We start from the raw sequence: 1771 nt of genomic DNA, 5'->3' as shown, positions 1-1771 counted from the left end.
CCCCGAGCTTTTTTGTAGTTTTTTTGAGAAAGATCAAAAAAGAAATCGCCCCGTTGTAGTAAAATGAATGTACCACTAAACATTTACTAAAGGGGCGATTTCTTATGAGTAATGCTACTTTCGTTGATTATAGCATGAACCAGTTATTCTTGCCAATGGATTTGGAAGAACTGATTCCACCCCGACACGTAGTTCGCGTCGTCAACGACGCGATTGATCAGGTCAAGGATGATGTCTTTCTTAAACATTATCCCGGTGGGGGTCGGAGTAGTTATCATCCAAAAATGATGACAAAAATCATCGTGTTTGCCTACACTCAAAAAATTTATTCATCCCGTCTGATTGCAAAAGCAGTGCGCGAAAACATTCCATTTATGTGGTTAAGTGCGCGTCAAACTCCAGATTTTCGGACGATTAACCGCTTCCGTTCGGAGCGGATGAAACAAACCATTGATGAAGTGTTTAGTTCCATCCTTCAACTTTTAATAGAAGAAGGATATATCAAATTGGAGAATTATTTTTTGGATGGCACGAAGATTGAGGCAAACGCGAACCGCTATACTTATGTCTGGAAAAAGAATGTGGATCGGCATCAAAAAAACCTTCAAGTCAAGATTCACGATCTCCTTTGTGAGATCGATGAAATAGAAAAACAAGAAATGCAGACCTACCAGGATCATGATTTGGAAGAACTAGGTGAACATAGCACCCTGACAGCCGAAAAACTCGAAGAAACTGTTGCTCAATTAGAACAACGGTTGCAAGAAGAACCGGAAAACAAGCCACTACAGAAAAGGGTAAAAAAGATCCAAGATGAATATCTCCCCCGTTACCAACGGTATGAAGAACAGCAAGCGATTTTCCAAGAACGCAATAGCTATAGCAAGACAGATCATGATGCTACCTTTATGCGTACGAAAGAAGACCATTTGCAAAATGGGCAGTTAAAGCCTTGCTACAATCTTCAGGTAGGAACAGAAAATCAGTTTATTGTGGGATACAGTGTTCATCAAAGACCGGGAGACACCAAATGTATGATTTCCCACTTAGAAGGGGTTCGAGCAAAGCTCGGAACCCTTCCAAAAGCCATCATTGCTGATGCTGGCTATGGAAGTGAGGAAAATTACGCATATCTGGACAGATGGAACGTAAAAGCTTATGTTAAATTCAATACTTTTCACCGAGAAAACAGTAAAAAATGGAAAAGGGATATCAGTAAGGTAGAAAACTGGTCTTATGACGAAGAGAAAGACGAGTTTATTTGTGCTGGAGACAAACGATTGACCTTCCGCAACGAGACCAAAGAGCAGACTGACAGTGGCTATGAAATCACCAAACGGAACTATCAATGCCATGAATGTGAAGGATGTCCCCTTCGGGAACAATGCACCAAATCAACAACAGGGCGACAAATTAGTGTCAGCCCTGCTCTTATGGAATACAAGAAAAAAGCACGTGAAATTCTTGGGAGCGATCATGGAAGAACACTTTCTGTTCAACGTTCGATAGAAGTAGAAAGTGTTTTTGGCCATTTCAAAGAAAACCGGTCCCTCCGTCGGTTTTTCCTTCGTGGATTACCGAAGGTGAGCATTGAAGTGGGTCTGCTCAGCCTTGCACACAATCTATTGAAAAAAACAGCTGCTCAAATGAAAAGCACAGGGGACAAGGTGGGGTGAATTTCATCCACCCTCTACACTAAAATAAAATTTCTGTAAACAACATGAAAAGGAGCTGTACCTTCAAGTAGATTTTCTACTTTTGGGACAGCCCC

The 1771-nt window shown here is 41.3% G+C and carries 1 protein-coding gene; it reads left to right on the top strand.

Annotated elements, in window-relative coordinates:
- The first annotated feature begins 104 nt into the window (after window positions 1–104).
- Complete coding sequence (locus I8U27_RS20315) at window positions 105–1676, top strand: IS1182 family transposase (protein ID WP_181755133.1); 1572 nt, start codon at window positions 105–107, stop codon at window positions 1674–1676.
- Window positions 1677–1771: the final 95 nt, after the last annotated feature.

Source organism: Paenactinomyces guangxiensis, assembly GCF_016055185.1.
GTDB lineage: Bacteria > Bacillota > Bacilli > Thermoactinomycetales > Thermoactinomycetaceae > Paenactinomyces > Paenactinomyces guangxiensis.
Note: the sequence above shows the minus strand (reverse complement) of the source record. Positions and strands in the feature narration are given on the sequence as shown.

Coding starts and splice junctions, on each gene's coding strand:
- I8U27_RS20315 (WP_181755133.1), top strand. CDS start 105: ATGAGTAATGCTACTTTCGTTGATTATAGCATGAACCAGTTATTCTTG.